Below are 5988 nucleotides of genomic sequence, written 5' to 3'. Positions count from 1 at the left end.
GAACTTGGGGGTGGCCACGAAGTCGCGTAGCCGCCCGGGCGCCGGGCGCCACATGGCGTGCACTTCCCCGAGCGTCTCATAGCAGTCAGTGACAGAATCTACGAGGATCAGCACACGGGCGATGTCGTTGTAGTCACGCGCCTGGAAGCCGCGCTCCTGCGCCCGCTTGTAGATCGAGAAGAGGTGGCTCGTCCTGACCGAGACCCGGGCGTTGATGCGAGCATCCTCAAGACCGCCCTGCAGCGCGGCGACGATAGCGGCAACCTGGCCGGAGGCGCGCTCCGCGGCGCTGAAATCGTCGACCATCTCCTGTATCCGCCGGTACTCGCCGGGATACAGGACTGCGAACGAACGGTCCTCCAACTCCCTCTTGATCACACTCACGCCGAGCCGATGCGCCAGGGGCGCGAGGATCTCGAGGGTCACCCGGGCGATGCGCGCCTGCTTGGGCGCCGACTTGAAGCCGAGAGTCCGCATGTTGTGGAGACGATCGGCAATCTTGATGACAAGAACCCGATAGTCCTTGGCAAGGGCGACGATCAGTTTCCGCAGGGTCTCCGCCTCGGCCTCGGCCGCGTCGCCGAAACGCATCTTGTCGAGCTTGGTCACCCCATCGACGATGTTGGCGACCTCAAGGCCGAAGTCCGCGGCGGCGGCCTCCAGCGTGTAGGGGGTGTCCTCGACGGTGTCGTGCAGCAATGCCCCGACGATCGTGGTGGTATCCACCCCGAGTTCGGCGAGAATCTCGGTGACCGCGAGCGGGTGGGTGATGTACGGGTCGCCGCTGTGTCTCTCCTGACCGGCATGCTGCCGGTTCGCGACGTCGTATGCATGGACGATGAGGCCGATGTCGGCCTTGGGATGATGCAGACAGTGCGCATCGGTCACTTCGCGCAGCTCCGGCGGCACCGGCGGCGTGCTGCGGACCGCCGCCATCCAGCGGCCCAGATGGGCCAAGCGGGCAGTGGCCAGCCGGGCGGCGGCAAGCGTACGCGAGGTTTCCTCTCCCCCGCCGGCACCGTCAGCTTCTCCGGCCGGCCAGCCCCCGCCAGCCCGTTCCATCCGCGCGGGCAACGCCGCGCCCTGCATACCGGCACCTACGATCTCGGCGTCCACAGCGCCCCCCCTTTACCAGATCTCAGCGCGCAGCTGGCCGGCGAGCCATACCGCGGCGGACGACGACCGTCTGCCGCGGCAACATCGATGTCGTACGCGGAACAATCGGTTCCCACCGGCGGGAACCGCCGCATAGCCGGATGATGCAATCATGATCAGCACCGCACGCCCGAGGTGACCCGATAGCAGTCGTGCACGCCCTCGATCGATCGCACCGCATCCTGGATGTGTCCCAGGTGCTTTGCGTCCCCCATCTCGAAGGTGAAGCGGCTGATCGCAATCTGGTCCTTTGTAGTCGTCACCGACGCGGACAGGATGTTGACGTGGTGGTTGGTCAGCACCCGGGTCACGTCGGACAGTAGACGGACACGATCCAGCGCCTCGACCTGGATGACGACAAGGAACACCGAACCCGAGGATGCGGCCCATTCGACCGCAATGGTCCGGTCGTGCGGCGCCGCACGCAGGATCGCCAGGTTCTGGCAGTCGTGGCGATGCACGGACACGCCCTTACCCCGTGTGACGAAACCTATGATCGCGTCCCCTGGCATCGGCATGCAACAGCGGGCGAGCTTCGCCCACACGTCCTGCGAGCCGGTGACGATTACCCCCGGATCGCCCACCGACCGCCGCAGCGCCCGGGTCGGCAGGGCGGTCTCGGCGACGTCCTCGGCCGCGCCCTCGGGTCCACCGAGCGCGGACACCAACCGGGCGACCACGTTCTGCGCGCTGACATGATTCTCACCGATCGCGGCATACAGCGCGGAAACGTCGGGGTACCGCATGTCCTTGGCCAGGCTGGGCAGCACGTCGCCGTTCATCAAGCGGGTGAGCGGGAGACCGTGGCGACGCATCATCCGAGCGATGGCGTCCCGGCCGGCGACGACGGCGTCCTCGCGTCGCTCCCGGGCGTGCCACTGGCGGATCTTCGTGCGGGCCCGGGACGACCGGACGAAGGTCAGCCAGTCCTCGCTCGGCCCGGCCGCATGTGCGCGTGAGGTGAAAATCTCGACGCTGTCCCCGTTGTCGAGCGGAGTGTCAAGAGCGGCGAGCCTGCTGTTGACCCTTGCGCCCACGCACTGGTTGCCGACGTCGGTGTGGACGGCGTAGGCGAAGTCGACCGGGGTCGACCCTTCCGGCAATGCGATCACGTCACCCTTGGGGGTGAAGACGAAGACCTCATCGGTGAACAGGTCGAACCGCAGGCTGTCGAGAAACTCGCCGGGTTGCGCGGTCTCCCGCTGCCAGTCGAGGATCTGGCGCAGCCAGGCGGTCTGATCGTGGCCGGAGCCACCCCGACGGGACCGGCCGCCCGCCTTCGACCCGCCGTCGGCAAGCCCGAACGCCCGCGCCTTCGCCGTGCCTGACGGCTGGGCCGCGACCCCGTCCTCCTTGTACTTCCAGTGCGCCGCGATCCCGTACTCAGCCCGGTTGTGCATCGCGTGGGTGCGGATCTGCAGCTCCACGGGCTTGCCGTCGGGCCCGATCACCGTCGTGTGCAGCGACTGGTACATGTTGAACTTGGGCATCGCGATGTAATCCTTGAACCGACCCGGAATCGGCTTCCAGTTCGCGTGGAGCGTACCCAGGGACGCGTAACAGTCGCGGACGGAGTCAACCAACACCCGGATTCCGACCAGGTCGTAGATGTCGTCGAACGACCGGCCGCGCACCACCATCTTCTGGTAGATCGAATAATAGTGCTTGGGACGACCGGTGACGACAGACTTGATCTTAGCTTCACCGAGATGGGCCACCACCGCGGAGACCACACCGGTGATGTAGGTGTCCCGGCTCGGCGCGCGCTCGGCCACCAGGCGGACGATCTCGTCGTAACGCTTCGGGTAGAGGGTCGCGAAAGCGAGATCCTCCAGCTCCCACTTGAGCGAGTTCATCCCCAACCGGTGAGCGAGGGGGGCGTAGATCTCCAGAGTCTCGCGAGCCTTACGTTCCTGTTTGTGCTCGGGCAGGAACCGCAGGGTCCGCATGTTGTGCAGACGGGCGGCGAGCTTGATCACCAGCGCCCGCGGGTCACGGGCCATCGCGACCACCATGCGACGGATCGTCTCGGCCTGGGCGCCCTCACCGACCTTCACCCGGTGGAGCTTCATCACCGCGTCGAGAACATCCGCGACGTGGTCGCCGAACTCGTCCCGGATGCCCTCGAGGGTCATGTGAGCGTCGCCCACGGTGCCATGCAGGAGCGCGGCGCACAGCGTCGGGGTGTCCATGCCGAGATCGGCAAGGATGCTCGCGACAGCTACGGGATGGGTCACATAGGGATGCCCGGACAGACGCACCTGGCCCGTATGCACCCCTGCCGCGGTCTCGAACGCCCGGTACACGGGGCCGACATCGGCGCGGGGATGGTTGGCCAGCAGCCCCCGCAGTACCGGATCCAACAGCGACGGCGAGGGTGCGCGATGCGACGCCAGTTTGGAGAACCGGCCCCGGACCCGACGGGGCAGCGGCGGCGACTCGTGCCCCAGGCGCGGCACCACCGGCGAACCCTCGCCGGGGTCGGGCTCCCCGTGGTCGACCTCCCCGGCGCCAGGCGCGCCGTACTCGCCTGCCGACGACGATTCGTCAACGATCGTCACGCCAGGCTCGGACACTCCGGTCACCACCGGTGCTGCCTCGGGCACAAGCCACTCCTGCTTCACCTAGCAATTCACCCGGCCGCCGGTGGTGCGACAAACCACGATCGCACCCCCTTCGGCCAACCCTTGCAGGCTAACGCTGCGTCGGTCGCTCTCCATCCGCAACCCCAGACAGACACAGCTGGATCACATGTAGGTCACTGGGCCTACGGATCAGAGCTGACGTGATCGAATCGCCACGAGGCCGCCCGATCCGTCACACCTCCATGATCGACGAGATCGCGAGGGGCGCCAGGCGATCGCGTCCGAGCAGGAACATGATCTCCATCAGCACGGCGAGCCCGACAACCTCGGCGCCGGACTGGCGTACCAGCTCGGCGGTGGCGAGCGCGGTGCCACCGGTGGCAAGGACATCGTCGACGAGCAGCACCCGGTCACCGGGCCTGAAGGCGTCGGTCTGGACTTCCAGCGTAGCGGTGCCGTACTCCAGATCGTAGGACCTGCTGATCGTCGCACCGGGAAGCTTGCCCTGCTTGCGAACGGGAACAACACCGACACCGAGACGGTAGGCAACCGGAGCCGCCAGCAGGAAACCGCGCGCCTCGATGGCCGCCACGACGGTGGCACCGTGGCCGTCGGCAGTCTCGGCAAGCGCGTCGATGACCACCGCGAAGGCCGCCGGTGTCATCAGCAGAGGCGTGATGTCCTTGAAGATCACTCCGGGCTTGGGAAAGTCGGGAACGTCTCGAACGTGGGCACGCAGCACATCCGCGGCACGGCCTGGGACGCCGGTGGAGGTCGCCGCGGTCATCGGGGTTGGTTCGGTGGTCGTCACCGCCGCTTTTTACCGCCTGGACGGCCTTTGCGGCCAGAACGCCGCGCCTGCGTCGGCCGGCGCGCCGCCCCGGGCCGGCCGGATCGGGCCCCGGCCACGGCAGGTTCACGGTTGCCGAGAGGTTTCTCACGTTCGTCGTCGAAGAAATCGTCAGCGCCGGTCGCACCCCGCGTCGCACCGATGTCCACCCCGCTGTCCCCTGTCTGCACATCGGGGTCAGGCGCAGGCATGGTCCCCACCCCCGTGGCGACCCGGGGCCCTTTGGTCGACTCGCGCAGGGCCACCGCCCGGGACCGGGCCACCCGCGCATCCAGTGCCCGGACCGCCGGCTCGTTCTTCTTCAGATCCACCAACAGCGGCGTCGCGACGAACAGCGACGAATAGGCACCCGATGCGATGCCGACGAACTGGGCGAGAGCAAGATCTTCCAGCGTACCGGCACCCAACAGCCCGGCACCGACGAAGAGCAGCGAACCGACCGGTACCAGCGCGATGAAGGATGTGTTGAGCGAACGCATCAACGTCTGGTTCAACGAGTCATTGGTGGCCTCGGCATAGGTGCGCCGGCTGGTCGTGCCCATCCCGGCGGTGTTCTCCCGGACCCGGTCGAAGACCACGACCGTGTCGTAGAGGGAGAAGCCCAGGATGGTCAGCAAAGCGATCACCGTGGCGGGAGTGACCTGGAAACCCACCAGCGAGTAGATGCCCATGGTGACGACCAGGTCGTGGACGAGCGACGCCATGGCGGCGACCGCCATCTTCCACTCGAACCTGATGGATAGATAGATCATCACCAACACCAGGAACACCGCGAGCCCCTGCAGCGCCTTGTTGGTGATGGTCGACCCCCAGGACGCACCGACCGTCGAGATGTCGATGGCCGTATCGGCGACGGCGAACCGTTGCTCGATGGCGGTCTGGAGTTGCGCGGTCTGCACGTCGGTCAACGACGGGGTCTGCACCCGTATCTGGTGCGAGGTCTCCAGCTCCTGAACCACGGCGTCGGCGGGGTTGACACCGGCCGCGGACAGTGCAGCCTGCGCCTCCGCGACCGGCCGGCCGCCGGCGGGAAACTGGAACAGCGCACCGCCCTTGAAGTCGATCCCGAGCGAGAAACCCCGGATCGCCATACTGGCGATACAGATCGTCAGGACCACGGCGGAGACGAGATACCAGACCTTACGCCGGCCGACGAAGTCGACCTCGAACTCGCTGCGGTAGAGCCTCCTGGCCCAGGACACCTCTACTCCTCCTGTCCCGCGCCGGCCGGACGCGACCGTGATGACTGTGAATCGGACGATCGCGGATCGGCTGGACGCGCACCCGCCTTGCCCTGGGCGACCGAGGACCGCCCGCTCTTTGTCAGGCGTGCCGGTGCTGGCGGCCTGTCACGGCCGGTACCGGGGGTCTCCCTCGCGCCGACCGCTGAGACCGTGA

Annotated in this window: 4 protein-coding genes; all 4 read right to left on the bottom strand. The window is 67.2% G+C overall.

Going from position 1 to position 5988, the window contains the following annotated elements; translation table 11 throughout:
* Positions 1-1116 (bottom strand): HD domain-containing protein (locus U9977_RS16170; protein WP_416210652.1); only part of this gene is annotated, 1116 nt, incomplete at its 3' end.
* Positions 1117-1271: 155 nt separating this feature from the next.
* On the bottom strand, positions 1272-3761 hold the full coding sequence (locus U9977_RS16165) for a bifunctional (p)ppGpp synthetase/guanosine-3',5'-bis(diphosphate) 3'-pyrophosphohydrolase (RefSeq protein WP_322750096.1): 2490 nt from the start codon (positions 3759-3761) through the stop codon (positions 1272-1274).
* Positions 3762-3972: 211 nt separating this feature from the next.
* Positions 3973-4527, bottom strand: a complete 555-nt coding sequence (locus U9977_RS16160; RefSeq protein ID WP_322750105.1) for an adenine phosphoribosyltransferase — start codon at positions 4525-4527, stop codon at positions 3973-3975.
* Positions 4528-4547: 20 nt separating this feature from the next.
* Entirely contained in the window at positions 4548-5792 is a 1245-nt protein-coding gene (gene secF, locus U9977_RS16155; RefSeq protein ID WP_322750095.1) for a protein translocase subunit SecF, read from the bottom strand.
* Positions 5793-5988 lie beyond the last annotated feature (196 nt).

This window comes from Protofrankia sp. Cas8 (genome assembly GCF_963555845.1).
GTDB lineage: Bacteria > Actinomycetota > Actinomycetes > Frankiales > Frankiaceae > Protofrankia.
The sequence above is the reverse complement of the archived record's forward strand: the minus strand, read 5'-3'. Positions and strand labels throughout refer to the sequence as shown.